Origin of the sequence: Ferrovibrio sp. (genome assembly GCF_036381655.1) — a bacterium.
Taxonomy (GTDB): domain Bacteria; phylum Pseudomonadota; class Alphaproteobacteria; order Ferrovibrionales; family Ferrovibrionaceae; genus Ferrovibrio.
In genome coordinates, this window is the sequence record NZ_DASVCJ010000057.1 from 12,859 (window position 1) to 33,028 (window position 20,170).

18 protein-coding genes are annotated in these 20,170 nt (G+C 64.8%); 9 read left to right on the forward strand and 9 right to left on the reverse strand.

Annotated elements, in window-relative coordinates; genetic code table 11:
- Both VF194_RS11155 and VF194_RS11160 read left to right on the forward strand, forming a co-directional pair.
- Positions 1–996, forward strand: a complete 996-nt coding sequence (locus tag VF194_RS11155) for an ABC transporter ATP-binding protein (RefSeq protein ID WP_330890980.1) — start codon at positions 1–3, stop codon at positions 994–996.
- Entirely contained in the window at positions 993–2,021 is a 1,029-nt protein-coding gene (locus VF194_RS11160; RefSeq protein ID WP_330890982.1) for an oligopeptide/dipeptide ABC transporter ATP-binding protein, read from the forward strand. The genes VF194_RS11155 and VF194_RS11160 overlap by 4 nt, the downstream gene beginning before the upstream one ends.
- Here the strand turns inward: VF194_RS11160 and VF194_RS11165 are convergent.
- From VF194_RS11165 to VF194_RS11180, 4 genes are all read right to left on the reverse strand, one after another.
- Positions 1,984–5,094 (reverse strand): efflux RND transporter permease subunit, encoded by a 3,111-nt coding sequence (locus VF194_RS11165; RefSeq protein WP_330890984.1) that lies wholly within the window; start codon positions 5,092–5,094, stop codon positions 1,984–1,986. The two genes, VF194_RS11160 and VF194_RS11165, sit on opposite strands and share 38 nt — an antisense overlap.
- Entirely contained in the window at positions 5,091–6,239 is a 1,149-nt protein-coding gene (locus VF194_RS11170) for an efflux RND transporter periplasmic adaptor subunit (protein ID WP_330890986.1), read from the reverse strand. Before VF194_RS11170 ends, VF194_RS11165 begins: the two co-directional genes overlap by 4 nt.
- Positions 6,240–6,344: 105 nt before the next feature.
- The gene (locus tag VF194_RS11175; RefSeq protein WP_330890988.1) at positions 6,345–6,590 is read right to left on the reverse strand and encodes a ribbon-helix-helix domain-containing protein; all 246 of its coding nucleotides are present in this window, start codon (positions 6,588–6,590) and stop codon (positions 6,345–6,347) included.
- Positions 6,591–6,704: 114 nt separating this feature from the next.
- Entirely contained in the window at positions 6,705–7,907 is a 1,203-nt protein-coding gene (locus tag VF194_RS11180) for a pyridoxal phosphate-dependent aminotransferase (RefSeq protein WP_330890990.1), read from the reverse strand.
- Positions 7,908–8,310: 403 nt separating this feature from the next.
- On the opposite strand from VF194_RS11180, the gene VF194_RS11185 reads away from it, so the two are divergent.
- The 4 genes from VF194_RS11185 to VF194_RS11200 all read left to right on the forward strand — a co-directional run bounded on the left by VF194_RS11185 (position 8,311) and on the right by VF194_RS11200 (position 12,017).
- The gene (locus VF194_RS11185) at positions 8,311–9,354 is read left to right on the forward strand and encodes an ABC transporter substrate-binding protein (RefSeq protein WP_330890992.1); all 1,044 of its coding nucleotides are present in this window, start codon (positions 8,311–8,313) and stop codon (positions 9,352–9,354) included.
- 79 nt (positions 9,355–9,433) lie between these two features.
- Positions 9,434–10,672, forward strand: a complete 1,239-nt coding sequence (locus tag VF194_RS11190) for an MFS transporter (protein ID WP_330890994.1) — start codon at positions 9,434–9,436, stop codon at positions 10,670–10,672.
- Entirely contained in the window at positions 10,669–11,571 is a 903-nt protein-coding gene (locus VF194_RS11195) for a DMT family transporter (RefSeq protein ID WP_330890996.1), read from the forward strand. Before VF194_RS11190 ends, VF194_RS11195 begins: the two co-directional genes overlap by 4 nt.
- Positions 11,568–12,017, forward strand: coding sequence for a MaoC family dehydratase (locus tag VF194_RS11200; RefSeq protein ID WP_330890997.1), 450 nt, complete (start codon positions 11,568–11,570; stop codon positions 12,015–12,017). The genes VF194_RS11195 and VF194_RS11200 overlap by 4 nt, the downstream gene beginning before the upstream one ends.
- Here VF194_RS11200 and VF194_RS11205 read toward each other — a convergent pair.
- From VF194_RS11205 to VF194_RS11215, 3 genes are all read right to left on the reverse strand, one after another.
- Complete coding sequence (locus VF194_RS11205) at positions 12,014–13,606, reverse strand: methyltransferase (protein ID WP_330890998.1); 1,593 nt, start codon at positions 13,604–13,606, stop codon at positions 12,014–12,016. The genes VF194_RS11200 and VF194_RS11205 overlap by 4 nt on opposite strands.
- Positions 13,607–13,627: 21 nt before the next feature.
- The gene (ettA, locus tag VF194_RS11210) at positions 13,628–15,310 is read right to left on the reverse strand and encodes an energy-dependent translational throttle protein EttA (protein WP_330890999.1); all 1,683 of its coding nucleotides are present in this window, start codon (positions 15,308–15,310) and stop codon (positions 13,628–13,630) included.
- 102 nt (positions 15,311–15,412) lie between these two features.
- Positions 15,413–16,339 (reverse strand): histone deacetylase family protein, encoded by a 927-nt coding sequence (locus VF194_RS11215; protein ID WP_330891130.1) that lies wholly within the window; start codon positions 16,337–16,339, stop codon positions 15,413–15,415.
- 408 nt (positions 16,340–16,747) lie between these two features.
- Here VF194_RS11215 and VF194_RS11220 point away from each other — a divergent pair, with 408 nt between their 5' ends.
- Entirely contained in the window at positions 16,748–17,206 is a 459-nt protein-coding gene (locus tag VF194_RS11220) for an Hpt domain-containing protein (protein ID WP_330891000.1), read from the forward strand.
- A gap of 4 nt (positions 17,207–17,210) precedes the next feature.
- On the opposite strand, the gene VF194_RS11225 is transcribed toward VF194_RS11220, so the two are convergent.
- A complete protein-coding gene (locus tag VF194_RS11225) occupies positions 17,211–17,756 on the reverse strand; it encodes a hypothetical protein (RefSeq protein ID WP_330891001.1) in 546 nt (181 codons plus the stop codon).
- A 186-nt stretch (positions 17,757–17,942) separates the two neighbouring features.
- Between VF194_RS11225 and hemA the strand changes: the two genes are divergently transcribed.
- Both hemA and VF194_RS11235 read left to right on the forward strand, forming a co-directional pair.
- Positions 17,943–19,157, forward strand: a complete 1,215-nt coding sequence (hemA, locus tag VF194_RS11230; RefSeq protein WP_330891132.1) for a 5-aminolevulinate synthase — start codon at positions 17,943–17,945, stop codon at positions 19,155–19,157.
- A gap of 167 nt (positions 19,158–19,324) precedes the next feature.
- Positions 19,325–19,813: a hypothetical protein gene (locus tag VF194_RS11235; protein WP_330891002.1), complete on the forward strand. Its 489-nt coding sequence runs from the start codon at positions 19,325–19,327 to the stop codon at positions 19,811–19,813.
- Between the two features lie 9 nt (positions 19,814–19,822).
- On the opposite strand, the gene VF194_RS11240 is transcribed toward VF194_RS11235, so the two are convergent.
- Positions 19,823–20,131 carry a BON domain-containing protein gene (locus VF194_RS11240; RefSeq protein ID WP_330891003.1) on the reverse strand — a complete coding sequence of 103 codons (309 nt, stop codon included), beginning with the start codon at positions 20,129–20,131 and terminating at the stop codon, positions 19,823–19,825.
- Positions 20,132–20,170 lie beyond the last annotated feature (39 nt).

Consider the following 20,170-nt stretch of genomic DNA (forward strand, 5'->3'; position numbering starts at 1 on the left):
ATGACCGGTCCGACGCTCAAGGTCGAAAATCTCGAAACCCAGTTCCCCACGCGGGACGGCATCGTGCGCGCGGTCGACGGCGTTAGCTTCGAGGTCGGACAGGGCGAGATCGTCGGCCTGGTCGGCGAGTCCGGCTCGGGCAAGTCGATCACCGGCTTCTCGATCCTCGGCCTGATCGATCCGCCGGGCCGCATCGCTGCCGGCAAGGTTCTGTTCAAGGGCGAGGATCTGGTCGGCGCCAGCCCGGAGCGCATGCGCCATTTGCGCGGCGCCCGTCTGGCCATGATCTTCCAGGACCCGATGATGACGCTCAATCCGGTCCTGCGCGTCGACACCCAGATGATCGAAACCGTGCAGGCCCACGAAAAGGTCAGCGAAGAGGCAGCGCGGGCGCGGGCAATCGAAACACTCAAGGCGGTCGGCATCGCCGCGCCGGAAGAGCGGCTGCTCGCCTACCCGCATCAGCTTTCCGGCGGCATGCGCCAGCGCATCGCCATCGCCATCGCGCTCCTTCACAAGCCCGACCTGATCATCGCCGACGAGCCGACCACGGCTCTGGACGTGACCATCCAGGGCCAGATCCTCTACGAGATGCGCAAACTGTGCCGCGATACCGGCACGGCGCTGATCTGGATCACGCACGACCTCTCCGTCGTTGCCGGCCTCGCCGACCGCATCATGGTGATGTATGCCGGCAAGATCGTCGAGACCGGCCCGATCACGACCGTGGTCGAGCGGCCGCGGCATCCATACACGCGCGGCCTGATCGGCTCGGTGCCGGGCGCCATGCCGCGCGGCAAGCGCCTGTTCCAGATTCCCGGCATGACGCCGGCCCTGGTCAACCTGCCGCCGGGCTGCCGCTTCAAGACGCGGTGTTCGCGGGCCGACAGCGTCTGCGATGCCATGCCCGATCTGTTTGCCGTGGCGCCCGATCACGGCGTGCGCTGCTTCCACCCGTACGACGCCGATTCCCTGATCACGGAATCCGTCCGATGACGCCGCCGATGACCCAGATGCTGGAATTGCAGAATGTCTCGAAGCGCTTCGTCTGGCGCCTCGATTTCGCCTCCAAGCTTGCCAACCTGCTTGGCGCCGGCATCAAGGAGCGCGCGGTCCATGCCGTCAGTCACGTCGATCTCGGCATCCGCGAGGGCGAGGTCGTCGGCCTGGTTGGCGAGTCCGGCTGCGGCAAGTCGACCTTGGGCCGCATCGTTGCCGGCATCATGGATGCCAGCGAGGGCGAGCTGAAATTCCGCGGCAAGGCGCTGGCGGAGATGAACGAGCGCGAATGGCGCGACTACAAGCTCGCCGTGCAGATGATCTTCCAGGACCCCTATGCCTCGCTGAATCCGCGCATGCGGGTGGAGGACATCATCGGCGAAGCGCCGGTCGCCCATGGCATCGTCTCGCGCAGCGAAATGGGCGGCTATGTCGAGCATCTGATGAATCAGGTGGGCCTGGACCCGCGCTACCGCCGCCGCTATCCGCATCAATTCTCCGGTGGCCAGCGCCAGCGCATCGGCATCGCCCGCGCCCTGGCGGTGAAGCCGCGCTTCATCGTCTGCGACGAGGCGGTGGCGGCGCTGGATGTTTCGATCCAGGCGCAGGTGCTGAACCTGTTCATGGACCTGCGCGAGCAGCTCGGGCTGACCTATCTGTTCATCAGCCACAACCTCGCCGTGGTCGAGCATATCTCGGATCGCGTGGTGATCATGTATCTCGGCCGCGTGGTGGAAACCGCGCCGACCGAGGCGCTATTCGCGAAGCCGAACCATCCCTACACGCAGGCGCTGCTGGCCGAGGCGCCGAAACTGGTCGCCAGACGCCGCGACTATACGCCGATCGCGGGCGAGATTCCCTCGCCGCTCGATCCGCCGAGCGGCTGCCACTTCCATCCGCGCTGCCCCTTCGCCATGGCGCGCTGCAAGACCGAGGCGCCGGTGCTGAAGCAGATCGCGCCGGACCGGATGTCGGCCTGCCACCTCAACGATGCGGCTGGAGCTGCGGCGGCGGCATCTTGACGCGGAACCAGGCGGCGTACAGCGCCGGCAGGAACAGCACCGTCAGCAATGTCGCCACCAGCAGCCCACCGATGATGGTATAGGCCATCGGCCCCCAGAAATTGCTGGTCGACAGCGGGATCATGCCGAGGATGGCGGCCAGGGCCGTCAGCATGATCGGCCGGAACCGCCGCAACGTGGCATTGACGATGGCATCCCAGCGTGTCTCGCCTTGGCGGATATCCTGCTCGATCTGATCGACCAGAATCACCGAATTGCGCATGATCATCCCGGCCAGGGCAATGGCGCCGAGCATGGCGACGAAGCCGAACGGCACATTGAAGGCGAGCAGCCCCAGGGTGACGCCGATCAGACCGAGCGGCGCCGTCAGCAGCACCAGCAGCATGCGTTGCACCGACTGAAGCTGCACCATCAGCAACGTCACCATGATGGCGATCATCACCGGCACGACGGCGGCGATCGAGGCATTGGCCTTGCCGCTTTCCTCGATGGCGCCCCCCATGACGATGCGATAGCCGGGCGGCAACTGCTTGCGCAGGGCGTCCAGCTTGGGATCGATCTGCTGCGAGACGACCGGGGCCTGGATGCCATCGACGATGTCGGCGCGCACGGTGATCACCGGCTGGCGGTCGCGCCGCCAGATGATACCCTCCTCCAGGCCATAATGCACATCGGCGACCTGGCTGAGCGGCACCGGCCGGGCGCTTTGCGGCCCGGCGACATTGATGTCCTTGATGCCGCTCAGGCTCAGGCGCTCCTCGTCGACGGCGCGGGCGACGACATCGATCAGTTCGCGGCCCTCGCGGTACTGCGTCACTGTGATGCCGGAGACGATCGAGTTCAGGGTAGTGGCGAGATCCTGCGAGGAAATGCCCAGCAGACGCGCCTTGGCCTGATCGACATCGATGCGTACGGCCTTGCTCAGCTCGTTCCAGTCAAGATTGACGTCCCGCGTATTGGGATTCGCCCGCATCACATCGGCGACCTGGAAGGCGATGCGCCGCACCTCCATGGGATCGTCGCCGCTGACGCGGAACTGCACCGGAAACCCTACCGGCGGGCCGTTCTCCAGACGATTGACGCGGCCGCGCAACAGCGTGAAATCCTCCTGGAAGGCCTTGATCAGCCGGTCGCGCACGCGCTCGCGTTCCGCATCGCCTTTGGTCAGAACGACGACCTGGGCGAAATTGTCGTTCGGCAGCTGCACGTCGAGCGGCAGATAGAAGCGCGGCGCGCCGCTGCCGATATAGCTGGTGTAATTGACGATATCGGGATGGCCCTTGAGCAGGGCTTCGAGCTTCAGCGTCGCCTCCTCGGTGGCGGCGATGGACGATCCCTGCGGCAGGCGCAGATCGACCATCAGTTCCGGACGGTTGGAAGACGGGAAGAATTGCTGCTGGACGAAGCGGAAGCCGAAGCCGCTCAGCAGGAAGATGCCGACCGTCGTTCCGATCACGATATAACGATGTCTGACGCACCAGACGACCACCGGACGGACATAACGGTAGACGCCGCGGCGGTAGACGTCGTCGCCATGATGGCCCGGCTTCGGCGCCGGCAGCAGCCGATAGCCGATGAACGGCGTGAAGATCACCGCCACCACCCAGGAAACCAGCAGCGCAATCGTCACCACCGCGAAGATCGAAAAGGTGTATTCGCCCGCAGAGGACTTCGCGAAGCCGACCGGCACGAAACCGGCCGCGGTGATGAGAGTGCCGGTCAGCATGGGAAAAGCGGTCGAAGTATAGGCGAAGCTCGCGGCGCGGAAGCGGTCGAAACCCTGCTCCATCTTCACCTGCATCATCTCGACCGCGATGATCGCATCGTCGACCAGAAGCCCGAGCGCGATGATCAGCGCGCCGAGCGAAATGCGGTGAAAGTCGATGCCGAATATCTTCATGCAGACGAAGGTGATCGCCAGCACCAGCGGAATGCACAGCATCACCACCATGCCGCTGCGCAGCCCCAGGCTGAGGAAGCTGACGCCAAGCACGATAACGACCGCTTCGAGCAGCACCTCCATGAATTCGGAGATCGACCGCTGCACCACGGCCGGCTGATCGGCGACCTGATGCACCTCGATCCCGACCGGCATGTCGGCTTTCAGCCGCGCCATCGTGGCCGCCAGGGCCTTGCCCAGCTCGATCATGTTGCCGCCCTTGGCCATGGACACCGCCAGGCCGATGGCATTCTCGCCGTTGAAGCGGAAACGGGGGCTCGGCGGGTCGGCATAATCGCGCTTGATCTCGGCGATGTCGCCCAGCCGCACCAGCCGGCCATTGGCCTGGATCGACAATTCCGACAGAGCGCGCGCCGTTTCGATATCGCCGCTGACCCGCGTCGCAATGCGATCGGTCGTGGTCTGAACCACGCCGGATGCGGTCTGCGCGTTCTGCTGCTGGATGACATCGATGATCTGCCGTGGATTGATGCCGAGATTGGCCAGCTTGCGGTGTGAAAACTCGATGAAGATGCGTTCCGGCTGCACGCCGATCAGGTCGGCCTTGCCGACATCCTTGATGCGCAGAAGCTCCTCGCGCACGTCCTCGACATAATCCTTCAATTCGCGATGGGTGAAGCCGTCGGCCGTGAAGGCATAGATGGTGCCGAACGTGTCGCCGAACTCGTCGTTGAAGAACGGCCCCTGCACGCCCTGCGGCAGGGTGGTGCGGATATCGCCGACCTTCTTGCGTACCTGATACCAGATGTCGGACACCAGCTTCGGCGGCGTGCTGTCGCGCAACGTGACATAGACGGTGGACTCAGCCGGCTTCGAATAGCTGCGGACGCTGTCCAGATAGGGCGTCTCCTGCAGCTTCTTCTCGATCTTGTCGGTCACCTGCTGCTCGACCTCGCGCGCCGTCGCACCGGGCCAGGTGGTGCGCACGATCATCACCTTGAAGGTGAAATCCGGATCTTCGGCACGGCCGAGCTGCATATAGGCGAGGGCGCCGGCCGCCAGCAGCAAAACCATCAAAAAGCCGATCAACGATTGATGGCGCAGCGCCCAGGCGGAGAGATTGAAGCGGTCGCGGCCGTCCCCGGCCGGTTGGCTGCCTGGCCGGTCGGTCACGACTTGTCCTCCGCGGACATGAACGACTGCGTGCCGCCCTTCGCCTCCGGCAGCAGCCGAACGGTCTGGCCGGGAATCAGCTTGTGCACGCCCGCGGTGACGACCTTCTCGCCGGCCTTCAAGCCGCCGGCGATCAGCAGGGCATGCTCGGTATAGGCCGCCACCTGCACCGGCCGCAATTCGACCACACCCTGCCCATTCTCACGGGGAGAGAAAACCCAGACCGCCGGTTTGTCGCCTTGCTGATACAGGGACGGCAGCGGCAGCGGAATGACGCTGGCGTCGCTGCGGCGGATGATGGCCACGCTGGCCGTCATGCCCAGCCGCATCGCCTCCGGCGGGTTCTGCACCGTCACCTTCACGGCATAGGTCCGGGTCACCGGATCGGCGCCAGGCGCGATCTCGCGGACCACGCCGGTATAGTTCCTGTCCGGTTGCGCCCAGAGGCTGATCGCGATGGCGGTGGCGTTGCGCAACTCGTCGAGGCGGTTCTCGGCGACGTCGAAGACGACTTCCTTCTCTTCCGATCGCGCCAGTTTCATCACCGTCTGGCCGGCGGCGATCACCTGCCCGGCTTCGGCGCTGATGCTGGTGATCACGCCGTCGGCGTCCGCCTGCAATTCGGTATAGGCGCCCTGGTTCTGCGCGACACGGAGCTGAGAGCGGGCGCTGTCGAACTGGGCCTCGGCGGTGTTGTAGGTATTCTGGCGGCGATCCAGTTCGGCCTGGCTGACCACCTTGCTTTCGAACAGGCGCTTGTAGCGGTCGAGTTCGATCTTCGCCTGATTGAAGTTGGCCTGCGCGGCATTGAGCTGGCTGCGGGCATTCTCGATGGCGAGCCTGGTATCGGCCGGATCCAGCCGCGCCAGCAGGGTGCCCTTTTTCACTTCCGAGCCGACCTCGACATAGCGGGCGACAATCTTGCCGCCGATCCGGAAGGCCAGGTTGGTCTCGTAGCGGGCGCGCACCTCGCCGGTATAGCTGGAACGGCTTTCGAAAACCTGCGGCGTCGCGCTAATGACGCGAACCGGCCGGATTGGCTCCGGCGGCGCCGGCGCCCGCTCGCAACCGGCCAGCAGCGTCAGAAGGCCCAGCCCTGCCATGCCCAATCGGGGCGTTACGCCCCTGGATGCCATCATACGCATATGCCGCCTCTCCTCATCGGATGGCCGCTCGGGTGCGTAATGCAACTGAACTGCGGAAAATCCCCCGAACGCCGTCTCGCTACTCGCCCTGTCCCGCCGCCGGCGTCACCGCTCTGTCGGCGGTTTCCTCAGCGGCAGCAGCCCCTCCCTCGCGCAGTCCAGGACCCAGACCCGGATTGCACTCGACAGGTTTCCCTGGCGTGCGGCATCGATATCGCTGACCACCTGATTGATGGTCTTGCCTTGCCGGGCGGCCAGCGCATGCAGGGCGTCCCAGAAAGCATTTTCCAGGGAAACGCTGGTACGATGCCCGCCGACGACGACGGAGCGTTTGACTACCGTCGTCGACATTGTTCAACCGCACGGCCAAGCGGCCGCCGGGTTGCGGGATTAGCACCCGCCCTTAGACGCGCCAAGGCTGCCCAGGGCGCGGCGTGACGGCCGTCACGAGTTACCCGGCAGAAATCAGGTGAGCCCGGCACAGAATTCCTGAATCCGGGTGCAAGCGTCCTTCAGTGCCTCGGTCGAGGTGGCGTAGGAGATGCGGAAATGCGGGCTCAGGCCGAAGGCTTCGCCGAAGACCACGGCGACGCCCTTCTCTTCCAGCAACGCATTGCAGAAATCCTGGTCGTTATTGATCTTAACGCCGCCCTTGGAGGTCTTGCCGATGGTGCCGGCGCAGCTTGGGTATACATAGAAGGCGCCTTCGGGCTTCGGGCAATGGATGCCCTTGGCCTGATTCAGCATGCTGACCACCAAGTCGCGCCGCTGCTTGAACACGGCGTTGTTCTTCGGGATGAAATCCTGCGGGCCGTTCAGCGCCTCGACGGCGGCAGCCTGGCTGATCGAGGACGGATTCGAGGTCGACTGCGACTGCAGGTTGGCCATGGCCTTGATCAGCGGCTGCGGGCCGCCGGCATAGCCGATGCGCCAGCCGGTCATGCAATAGGCCTTCGAGACGCCATTCATGGTCAGCGTGCGCTCGTAGAGCTTCGGCTCGATCTGGGCCGGCGTGGTGAAGACGAAATTGTCGTAGGTCAGGTGCTCGTACATGTCGTCCGTCAGCACCCAGACCTGCGGATGCTTGAGCAGCACGTCGGTCAGCGCCTTCAGCTCGTCGCGCGTATACGCAGCGCCCGACGGATTGGACGGCGAATTCAGGATCAGCCACTTGGTCTTCGGCGTGATCGCGCGATCCAGCGTCTCCGGGCGCAGCTTGAAGCCGTCCTCGGCCTTGCCTGTGACGAAAACCGGCGTGCCGCCGGCGAAATTGACGATATCCGGATAGCTGACCCAATAGGGCGCCGGGATGATCACCTCGTCGCCCGGATTGACGGTGGCCAGCAGGGCGTTGAACAGCACCTGCTTGCCGCCGGTGCCGACGCTGATCTGCTCGGGCTTGTACTCCAGGCCGTTCTCGCGCTTGAACTTGGCAATGATCGCCTGCTTCAGCGCCGGGGTGCCGTCGACATCGGTATAGCGGGTCTCGCCACGGTCGATCGCCGCCTTGGCCGCCTCGCGGATATTGGCGGGCGTCTCGAAATCCGGCTCGCCGGCGCCGAGGCCGATGACGTCCCGGCCGGCGGCCTTCAATGCGCGGGCCTTCTGCGTGGCGGCAATGGTGGCGGAGGGCTTGATGCGGCCGAGGGCATCGGACAGAAACGGCATGGGCTGCGACTCCTGAGCGCGGACGGAAAATGCGGGGCGAACCATACGTCCGGCGTCCAGCCAAAGCAACCGGGGTTGCTGCCATTCAAACAGGCAATCCGCCCCGTTAACGGGCAAAGCCCATGAGCCGTATCCAGAGGCGGCCGGACATGGGCCGTTCCCGGCTGGCAGGCCCGGGCCGGGAATTGCGCTGGCCCAGAATACTGGACTGGGACTTGCATGGGATTGGGTCGGAGACAGCGTTCGATTCTCCTCTGGCGGGTGCAGAGAGCCCGACATAGACTGCCGGACCGGAAGATGCGCCGGGAGAAACACCGGAAGAAACACTGGGCCGAGGAAAGCGAACGCGATCGGCCGGTAAATGGATAATATCGTTCAGCCAGTTCGTTCAGGGGGAGATCACATGACTTTCAGCTTTCCGTATGCAGGCCGTGCCGGGATGCATGCCGCCGCCGCGCTTGCAGTGACGCTGGGCATTGCCGCCGCCGGCAATGCCGCGGCCCAGACCAAATTGAAATTCACGCTCGACTGGGCTTTCCAGGGCCCGACCTCCGCCTTCCTGCTGGCCGAGCAGAAGGGCTACTACAAGGCCGAAGGGATCGACATCACCGTCGATGCCGGCCAGGGCTCGGCCAGCGCGCTGCAGCGTGTCGCCACCGGCGCCTACGAGATGGGCTATGCCGATATCAACGCGCTGATCGAATACAACGTGAAGAATCCGGACAGCCAGGTGAAGGCGGTGATGATGGGCTACGACGCCGGCCCGTTCGGGGTCTATGCCCTGAAGAAGTCCGGCATCAAAACGCCCAAGGACCTCGAGGGGAAGAAGCTCGGCGCGCCGGTCTTCGATGCCTCGTTCAAGCTGTTCCCGGCCTTCGCCGCCAAGGTCGGCATCGACCGCAGCAAGATCACCAACATCAACCTCACGCCGCAACTGCGCGAACCCAGCCTGAAGAACGGCAGCGTCGATTTCATCAGCGGCCATTACTTTTCGTCGATGCTGGATCTGGAGAAGATCGGCGTGCCGCAAAGCGATGTCGTTTATTTCCTCTATGCCGATTACGGCATGGATTTCTACGGCAACGCCGTGATCGCCGCGCCGAAATTTCTCAAGGAACATCCCGATGCAGTCAAAGGCGTGGTCAAGGCCACGATCAAGGCCTGGAAGGAGATCGCTGCCAATCCCGAAGTCGGCGTGAAGGCGGCGAAGACCCGCGACGGCCTGATCGACGAGGCGCTGGAACTGAAGCGGCTGAAAATGTCGCTGGAGCGCAATGTGCTGACCAAATGGGTCAAGGCCAATGGCTTCGGCGGCGTCGACATGGCCCGCCTGCAGCGCGCCTCCAACGACGTCGCCTCTGCCGTCGGCCTGCCGCGCGCCCCCAAGGCCGATGAACTGTTCGACGACAGTTTTCTGCCGCCCAAAAGCGAACGCATGATGCCGTGATCCGCGGCTGAAAACCTGCTACAGAGAAGGCGGCGGGCCGATCCCGCCGCCTTTTTCTCGCCCAAAAAGCAGAACGACAATGCCCGCCTCTCCCGATTCGGCCGCAGCTTCGCAGTCCTCGGACTCACGTTCCGCAGCAGAGCCGGCGCGCACCGATTGGATCGCCGTTGCGGCGGTGATCGCCGCCGGCGTGATCGTCTCGATGCAGCTGGGCAAACTGCCGCCGCTGATCGATGCCCTGCGTGCCGAATTCGGCCTCGGCCTCGTGCTCGCCGGCATCGTCGCCTCGTCCTTCAATCTGGTCGGCGCCGTCATCGGCGTCGCAGCGGGCTTCGCCAGCGACCGCATCGGCGGCCGCCACGCGCTCGGCCTTGGCCTGCTCGTCGCCGCCCTCGGCGGCCTGCTCGGCGCAGCGGCGGACAGCACGCTTGTCCTGCTGACAGCCCGCCTGATCGAAGGCTTGGGCTTCGTGCTGGTCGTCGTTGCCGCGCCGGGCCTGGTGACGGCCGCGGCGCAGCCGCGGCAACGCAATCTCGCGCTCGGATTCTGGAGCGCCTATATGCCGCTCGGCGTCGCCTTCGGGATGTTCGGCGCGCTGCTGGTCGGCCACCTATTCGACTGGCGTGGACTATGGCTGCTGCTGGCCGGCCTGCTCGCCGTCGGCGCCTTCGCGGCGCACCGGCTGGCGCGCGGCGTCGACCTGCCGCCGGCGCGCCGCTTTGATGCCGCCGTCCTCAAGCATCCGGGGCCCTGGCTGCTGGCGGGCTGCTTCGCCTGCTATACGACCCAGTGGTTTGCCATCGTGACCTGGATTCCCACCTATCTGCGCGATAGCGGCGTCACCAGCGAGACGCTGATCGCGACCGGGACGGCGCTGGTGGTGCTGATCAATGTCATTGGCAATCTGTCCTGCGCCGCCTTGATGCATCGCGGCCTGCCGCGCTGGCTGATCATGGCCGTGACCAGCCTAGCGATGAGCATCTTCGGCGTGATGAGCTTCGCCGGCAGCGTGCCGGTGCTGGGCAAGATCGGCCTCGCCATGGTGACGACGGGCATCGGCGGCATGCTGCCGGCGGCGGTGCTCGCCAGCGTCCCCGAGCATGTGCGCGAGCGCAGCCAGATCGCCACCGTCAACGGCGTTGTCGTGCAACTGCTGAATATCGGCTCATTCGTCGGCCCGCCCGGCCTCGCCGCCCTGGTGGCGCGGTTCGGCGGCTGGAGTGAGGGCCGCTGGCTGCTGCTGGGCGCCGGCGCCATCGGCTGCGGCCTGGCGTTGGCGTTGCGCTTCCTCGCTTCGCCGAAGAGCCCTCAGCCATGAAGTTCCGCTTTCCCGTCCCCGACCGGGGCGATGTCTTCCTGCTGCTGACCGTCATCATCTGGGGCAACACCTTTCCCACCGCGAAATACGTGCTCGACGTGCTGCCGCCTACGGTCTATGCCTCGACGCGCTATCTGCTGGCGGCAATCACGCTGATGCTGGCGCTGGCCTGGCGACAGGGCCTCAAGCCGCCGCGGCGCCAGGACATCCTGCCCCTGTTCGCCCTGGGCCTGCTCGGCATCACCCTGATGCAGTTGCTGTGGGCCAATGCCTTGTCGCTGACCACAGCGTCCAAAGGCGCGATCCTGGTCGCGGTCTCGCCGATCTGGGCCATGCTGATCGGCAGCCTGCGCGGGCAGAGGCTCAAATGGCAGGCCTGGATCGGCGTGATGCTGTCCTTCGCCGGCGTCTTTCTCGTCATCAACAACAGCATCACCGCAATCACCTTCGGCGGCGGCAGCCTGACCGGCGACCTGCTGTTCCTGGTGGTGGCCTTCTGCTGGGCCTGTTACTCGGTCTTCTCGCCGCCCTATCTGGCGCGGCTCGGCGCACTCTATGTCTCGGCCTGGTCGATGCTGTTCGGGGCGCTGACCTTGGCGCCGGTCATGATCTTCCAGCTCGACGACGTGCATTGGGAGGCGATGCGGCCCAGTCACTGGGCGGCCTTCCTGTTCACGGCGATCATGGCCGGCGCGCTCGGCTATCTGTCGTGGTATGGCGGCATCGCCAGGCTGGGCGTTGCCCGTTCGGTGGTCTATTCCTACCTCATCCCGGTCTTCGCCCTGCTGAGCGCCGTCGCCTTCCTGGGCGAGCATGTCTCTGCCGTGCAATCCCTGGGCGCGGCCATCGTGATCGGCGGCCTGATCCTGACCCGCCTGAACGTGGCCAAATCCGCATGAGTGGCATCTACTTCGACGATCTTCACATCGGGCAGCGCTTCGTCACGCCGGGCATGACGATCAGTGCCGCGCAAATCCTCGATTTCGCCCGCCAGTACGATCCGCAGCCGTTCCACATCGATGCCGAGGCGGCGGGCAGAACCGAATTCGGCGGCCTGATCGCTTCCGGTTTCCATACGCTGTCGCTGTCTTTCTCGCTGTTCTTCCGCCTGAATGTATTTGCCGCCGCCAATCTCGGCTCGCCCGGCATGGAGGAAATCCGCTGGCTCAAGCCGCTCCGGCCGGGCGACACCATCCATGCCGCGGCCGAGGTGGTTGCGCTGAAGCCGTCGCAGTCGAAGCCGGATCGCGGCATCGTCACCATGCGGCATGACACCTTCAATCAGGATGGCGCCCTGATCCTCACCGTCACCTGCCTGCACCGCCTGAAAAGGCGCGACACCTAGCTCTCGGCCACCAGGCAGAGACCGGCGCTCCCGTCGCTGAACGTCACCGGCTCGACGGCCAGCACGACCAGCCCCTCCGCCCGCGCGATATCGCGCAGGACGTCATCGCCGAAACCTGCCGCCGGAAAGAAGGCGATGAAGGCGCCGGCCAAGGCCAGCGCGATCTTGACTGCCGAACACAATCTGGCCGGATCGGCCTGGGCGAATTGCGGATCGGCGGCGACGATCAGGTCGTAGTGATCCGGCCTAGTCTCCAGGAACGGGATGACCTCGGCGGTATCGCATTCGTCGTACAGTCCGAGTTCGAAAGCCATCCGGCTGCGCGCCGGATCGGGCGAGACCATGTCCAGATGCTGCGTTCGGCTGCGCAAGGTGGCGGCATGCCGCGCCAGCCCGCCGCCCAGATCGATCGCCCAGCCGACCGGATGCTCGCTGCTGACCACCTGCTGGACCGCGATGGCGGCCAGCGCTGCGGCCGGCGTCTCCAGCCTGGCAAAAATGTCCCCGACGGAAAGATCGGCGGCAGGTGCCGCCGGCCTGGCTGCGGCTTCGGCGGCCAGCTGGCGCAAGGCGAAGACGAAACCCGGCACCGGCTTGTTCTCCTCCCGGCGCAGGATCACCTCCTCGAGGCTGAGCAGCACGAAGCCGGCATCGGCGGCGCAGCGGCGCAGATAGGCCTCGCCATGCTGATAGCGGCCGGTCCGGGTCGCGTCATAGCGGCCGTCGATTCCCTTTTCGACCGTGGCGACAAACACCCCGCCTTCATGCAGGCTGGCACAGACGGCGGCGAAAACCTGCTTCAGGTCGCCGAAATAGGACAGCACGTCTGCCGCCAATGCCAGATCGTAGCTTTGCCGGCGATCCTGCAGGATGTCGACGATGTCGCCGACGGCCAGATCGTCGTAGCAATGGCGCAGGCGGGCCTTTGCGATCATCCGCGGCGAGAGATCGATGCCGTCAAGCCGTTCGGTGAGTTGCCGTATTTCCGGACCAAGCAGGCCGGTGCCGCAGCCAAGATCGATGGCGCGGCGGACGGCCTGCCCCTCGCCCAAAGCGACGCGCGTTGCCGCCGCCACATGCTGCGGCCCCTGGTATTCTAGCCAGTTGGACAGCTTCTCGTCGAAGCTGTCGGCGAACTGATCGAACAGATCGGCGATATAGGCGGTATCGGGCTTATCCGGCGCGGTGCCTGACAGCACGCCCACCATATGCGCGGCCTCGGCATGATCGGGGCGCAGCGCCAGCAGGCGGCGATAGGTCAGCAGCGCATCGGCCCGCCGTTCCAGCCGGGCTTGCAGCCGCGCCACGCTGAGCAGCAGGGCTTCCGAGTCAGGCTTGCTGCGGAGCGCCTGCTCCTGTTTGCCCAGTTCGACCGCCAATCCCTGGTTCAGCCGCAACTGGGCCAGGGCGGACTGGACCGGATCGACCGCGGGCTTCGCCGGCGCCGCGGGCGGATCAAGCGGACGAACGCCGCCCAATCCCAGCAGCATCTCGCTGACCGAGGCGGGCCGCGCGGCCCGGCCTGGTCTGCCTGGCGCCGCGGCAGCAGCGCCGGACTTCTTCTGCCGCCGTCGCTCCCGCCGATTCATGGCGCCCTTGTTGCGCTCCCGTTACTTCCGTTCCAGGGGCTTATAGCGGATGCGATGCGGCTGATCGGCATCGGCGCCCAGCCGCTTCTTCTTGTCCGCTTCGTAATCCTGGAAGTTGCCTTCGAACCATTCGACATGGCTGTCGCCCTCGAAAGCCATGATATGGGTGGCGACGCGATCGAGGAACCAGCGATCATGGCTGATCACGATGGCGCAGCCGGCAAAGTTCAGCAGCGCCTCTTCCAGCGCCCGCATGGTATCCACGTCGAGGTCGTTGGTCGGCTCGTCGAGCAGCAGGACATTGGCGCCGGATTTGAGCATCTTGGCCAGATGCAGCCGGTTGCGCTCGCCGCCCGAAAGCATGCCGACCTTCTTCTGCTGGTCGGCGCCCTTGAAGTTGAACCACGAACAATAGGCGCGGCTCGGCACTTCGCGCTTACCCAGCAGGATCATGTCGTCGCCGTTGGACAGCTCCTCCCAGACGGTCTTCTTGTCGTCCAGGCTTTCGCGGCTCTGATCGACATAGCCCAGCTTGACGGTCTCGCCGATGCGCAACTCGCCGCCATCGGGCGTCTCCTGGCTGGTGATCATGCGGAACAGCGTCGTCTTGCCGGCGCCGTTCGGGCCGATGATGCCGACGATGCCGCCCGGCGGCAGCTTGAAGGATAGATCGTCGATCAACAGCCGGTCGCCAAAGCCCTTGCTCAGATGCTCGGCCTCGATCACCACATTGCCCAGCCGCGGCCCCGGCGGAATGGTGATCTGCACCTGCTCCTGCGCCTTTTCGTTGCCCTGTGCCAGCAATTCCTCGTAGGCCTTCAGGCGGGCCTTGGACTTGGCCTGACGGGCGCGCGGGCTCTGGCGCACCCAGTCCAATTCGCGCTGCAAGGTGCGGCGGCGGGCATCCTCTTCCTTGCCTTCCTGCTCGAGCCGCTTGTCCTTCTGCTCCAGCCAGGAGGAATAGTTGCCTTCCCAGGGAATGCCCGAGCCGCGATCGAGTTCGAGAATCCAGCCGGCGACATTGTCGAGGAAGTAGCGATCGTGGGTAATCGCCACGACGGTGCCGGTATAGTCGTGCAGATAGCGCTCCAGCCAGGCCACCGATTCGGCATCGAGGTGATTGGTCGGTTCGTCGAGCAGCAGCATGTCGGGCTTGGACAGCAGTAGGCGGCAGAGCGCCACCCGACGCTTCTCGCCGCCCGAGAGCTTGCTCACATCGGCATCGCCCGGCGGGCAGCGCAGCGCGTCCATGGCGATCTCGACATTGCGCTGCAGATCCCAGGCGTTGGCGGCGTCGATCTTTTCCTGCAGCTCGGCCTGCTCGGCGATCAGCGCATTCATTTCCTCGTCGTCGGTGACTTCGGCGAACTTGGCCGAAACCTCCTCGAAACGGTCGAGCAGCGCCTTGGTCTCGGCCACGCCCTCCATGACATTGCCGAGCACATCCTTGTCGGGATTGAGCTGCGGCTCCTGCGGCAGATAGCCGACCTTGACGCCTTCGGCGGCCCAGGCTTCGCCGCTGAATTCGGTGTCCAGGCCGGCCATGATTTTCAGCAGGGTCGACTTGCCGGCGCCATTCAAACCCAGCACGCCGATCTTGGCGCCCGGCAGGAAGCTGAGCCAGATGTCCTTAAGGACCTGCTTGCCGCCCGGATAGGTCTTGCTCAGGCCCTTCATTACGTAAATGTACTGATACGACGCCATTATTCGCTCCGGCGCTGAAATGCGCAAAATTTCGCTGAGTTGTATCGAAACGAGACCCTACGCGCAATGCGGCGGGTCTGTTCCAAGGACGGGCGTTAAGCCTCAGGCCACCATCAACGCGCGCACATGGGCGGCGGCGGCATCGGCCAACGCCTGCAGATCATAGCCGCCTTCCAGGGTCGATACCACCCGGCCTTGGGCGGTTTTGCGTGCAACCTCGAGCAGTTGCTGCGTCACCCAGTAATAATCGTCATCGGTGAGCTGCAGCTGCGCGAGCGGATCGGCACGATGGGCATCGAAACCCGCCGAGATCAGCAGCAATTCCGGGGCGAAACCTTCCAGCCGCACGAGCGCCCGCTCCATCCCCTCGCGAAACTCCGCCGATCCGGCGAAGGGCCGCAGCGGCATGTTGACGACATTACCGGCGACGCCTTTTTCATGCGCGGCGCCGGTGCCCGGATAGAGCGGATACTGATGGGTCGAGCAGTAGAACAGGTCGGCATCCGCCTCGAAAGCGGCCTGCGTGCCATTGCCGTGATGCACGTCGAAGTCAACCACGGCGACGCGCCGCAGCCCCCAGCGGGCCCGCGCATGCATCGCGCCGATGGCGACGTTATTGAACAGACAGAAACCCATGGCCTGGCTCGGCTCGGCATGATGACCAGGCGGCCGCACGGCGCAGAAGGCATTGCGCAGTTCGCCGGCCATGACGGCGTCGACGGCGGCGCAGACCGCCCCGGCCGCCCGCAGCGCCGCCTCGCCGGAGCCGGGCGACACCACCGTGTCGCCGTCCACCAGCCGCAAGCCGGCCTGGGGCACGGTGCGCAGGATACGATCGACGAAGTCGCTCGGATGCACCCGGCTGATCTGCTCGGAACTGGCGCGCGGGGCTTCGCGGCGGTCGAGATAGCTGAATTCTTCGGCCTCCAGGCGCATCAGCACCGCCCGCAGCCGCTCAGGGCATTCGGGATGCCCCTGGCCCGTATCATGGGCAAGGCAGGCGGCATGGGAAAACAGGCCGGTTACCATCGGGATCCAATCGGCTTCGGCATTCCGGGCCATCCAGCGATGGCCGCGCGTAATCGGCCACAATAGATCATGGTGCGATAGAATCGGGCAATGCCTGAGGGAGCCCGCGGGTACCCGAAATCTTGCGCCGGCGGCATCGTGCGGAGGAAGATCGATTTCCGGGAAGGGCGGCGGCATGCCCGGGCTGGCGCCATCGCAGTGGAACTCGCGGCCGCGGAAAGCAACGCCAAAGATCAACGGGCTGCGTCCCCGCCAGCCGTGACGCCGACGCGTGGCGGTACGCTGGCCGCCCGGCCTACCTCCAGTGGTCAGGTTATCATTTGATAACCTGTCTGCCTCCGTTCCGGCGTGATCAGATGCCCCGGCAAGCCGTGACCCGACCAGCCAGACACCAGATAGGATTTAAGAATGACGGGCCAGGATAACGACGGCGATCAGACGGATCAGCGTTCGTTCGATGCCGTGGTTGCCAGCGCGGAGGCGGCCGTGGCGAGCCTAGCCGACCAGTATGTCGGCTGGGTCAACGACGACCTCCATCGCCTCGATACCGCGGTGGCGGCCGTGACGGATGGCCGCGTCGAGGGCGAGAGCGGCAAGCAGGTGCTCACCGCCGTCTACGACGTCGCCCATGACATCAAAGGTCAGGGCAGCACCTTTGGTTACGATCTGGTGACCGAAATCGCCCATTTGCTCTGCAGCTATGTCACCAAAGCCATTCAGAAACAGCGGGTCGACCGCGCCGTGATCGATGCGCATATCACCGCCCTGCGAACCGTGGTGGACAATCGCATCCGCGGCAGCGCCGGCGAACTCGGGCGCGAAATCGTCGATACGCTGAGAAATGCCGCGGCAAAAAGCCTCGGCTGAACGCTCATCTCTTATCGTCCTGGCGCCGGTAGGGTCCGGGGTAGTCGGCTCGGGCGGTACGGCGGCGGTCCGGTCCGAAATAGGTGCCGCCGCGGATGAATTTGCGCGGCCGCTCGATGATCTCGCGCAAACGGGCTTCGACCGACTTGGCCGATAGCGGCAGCACCAGAATCTCGTTCACGCCGGCATCCAGCGCCTCGCGCACCCGTTCCCGGGTGATCGTCGCGGTGACCAGAATGGCCGGCATGAAGGGCGCCGGCGATGCTGCGCCGCGGCGAAGCTCGCGGATCAGGTCCAGCCCGGTTCCGCCCTCGGCGGCGACGTCTGCCGCGCCTTTGCTCTCCTCGCTGTGCGGCAATTCCCAGCGGCAGATCAGGATGTCCACCGCCTTCGCGCTGCCGGCCTGCGCCTCGGCCAAAGCCGCCCAGGCGCGGCGGGCATCCGGGACAAAGCGGGGCTGGCGGATGCCCAGCCCGCCGAGCAGGCCGCGCCAGGCCGTTTCGTCGCGGTCGACGATCAGAAGATCGATTTGACTTAAATCATAGGCCATTGCGGCTAGTTATGTTGTCCTGCAACCCATGGATGGTGGCGGGCCTGCGACCCCTCGCCGCGCCTCCGGCCCCTCGGACCCTCTAGTCAGCGCCGCAACGAGGACGTTAATATGCAGAACCAGCTAATGAAATTCCATGCCGGCGAGGGTTGGATCGGTCGCCGGCGCGAGCAGGCGAATTGCCCCATGGATTATGAAGCCCTTTTTGGCCAAGCCGTTGACAAGTTGCGCGCTGAGAAGCGCTATCGCGTCTTCACCGAGCTAGCCCGCAATTGCGGCAACTTCCCGGTGGCCGACAATTTCAGCGGCATCGGCCCGGCCAAGGTCACCATCTGGTGCTCGAACGACTATCTCGGCATGGGGCAGAGCCCCGTCGTCATCGAGGCTCTGAAGCAGGCCGCCGAGCAGTACGGCGCCGGCGCCGGAGGAACCCGCAACATTTCCGGCAATACGCATGCCATCGTCGAGTTGGAGCGGGAGCTGGCCGATCTGCACGGCAAGGAGGCCGCTCTGGTCTTCATGTCGGGCTACATTGCCAACCAGACATCGCTGTCCACCCTGGCCAAGCTGCTGCCCGACTGCGTCATTCTCTCGGACGCCGACAACCACAACTCGATGATCGAGGGCATCCGCCAGTCCGGGGCCGAACGGAAGATTTTCCGCCATAACGACCTCGCCCATATCGAGGAACTGTTGAAGGCCCAGCCGGCGGACCGGCCGAAACTGCTGGCTTTCGAAAGCGTCTATTCGATGGACGGCGATATCGCGCCGATCCATAAGATCTGCGATCTGGCCGACAAATACGGCGCCATGACCTATCTGGACGAGGTGCATGCCGTCGGCCTGTACGGCAACCGCGGCGGCGGCATCGCCGACCGCGACAATGCCATGCACCGCCTGCATGTCATCCAGGGCACGCTGGGCAAGGCCTTCGGCGTGGTGGGCGGCTATATCGCCGCATCCAGGACCATCATCGACGCCGTGCGCTCCTATGCGCCGGGCTTCATCTTCTCCACTGCCATGCCGCCGGCCGTGGCGGCGGCGGCGGCGGCCAGCGTGCGCTACCTCAAACGCAGCCAGGTCGAGCGCGCGCGCCACCAGGAGCGCGCCGCGACCCTGCGCCGGATGCTGCTCAATGCCGGCCTGCCGGTGCTGGTCAACGAAAGCCATATCGTGCCGGTGATGGTCGGCGATCCGGCCCTTTGCAAGGCGGCATCCGACATGCTGCTCAAGGACCATGGCATCTATATCCAGCCGATCAATTACCCGACGGTGCCGCGCGGGACCGAGCGGCTGCGCATCACCCCGATGCCGGTGCATACCGATGCCATGATGCAGGCGCTGGTCGGCGCCTTGCTGGATGTCTGGCAGCGCCTTGGCTTGCGCCGCCAGGCCGCCTGACGCCTTTCGATTTCACCTTCCGTCCGGAAGATGCTGCCGGATGCTCCCGAAAAGGGAGGCATCCGGCATTTTTGTTATTTCACAGTGCCTGAAACTGTTTTTTCGCTTTTAAATCTATTTTAAGTTCTACCTATATTAGTATTGCGTGTTCGTCGGTGTCCGGGCCCATGTCGCAGAGCTTTTATCAGACGATGCCCAGTTTCGGTTTTTCGGCGCCGCAGATTGAGACTTTGCGGCAACGTCTGAGCGTGCCGCAATTCGTCTATGTCTGCGGACCGGCCGGCGGGGGCAAGACCCGGGCGGCCTTGTTGGTCGCCTGGACCTTCTTTCATTCGCTTGGCCGCCCGTTCCGCAACGACGGGCAGGACATGACGACGGAGCAAATCCGCCAAGCGGCACGGGATCACAATGCCGGCATCCTGTTCAACGACATGGCGGCCGTGCAGGATTACATGAAGGCCGGCTTTTGCCTGGACTGCCGCATGGTGGCCCTGGGCCTTGCCTTCGACGGACCGGCCAAGGCGAACCATGCTCACGCCTATCTGCTGGCTTACCTCCCCAGCCTTGCGACACGCAGCGACGTCACCGTCATTGGCGTCGAGCGCGACAACGAGGCCGAGGAGGAGCGCTACACGGTGGATTTGCTGACGACCTGAGCGGCAGCCTTATTTGACGATCAGATTGTTATGCACGTCGCGCACGCCTTCGACGCTGCGGGCGATCTGTTCGGCGCGCTGCTTCTCGGCTGCGGAATCGACGAAGCCGCTAAGCTGGACGACATCCTTATAGGTATCGACTTCGATCTGCCGGGCCTTGGTGACCGGATCGCGAACCAGCGCGGTCTTGACTTTGCCGGTGATGGTCGCCGAGTCGACATATTGCCCGGTGGATTCGCTGGTCGAGGTCGAGGCACAAGCGGTCGCCATTCCGCCAACCAGCATGATCACTGCGAAGCTACGCAATACTTTCAGCATGGCAAACTCCTTTCTGTTCAAGTTTTTGTTGAGAAAGCG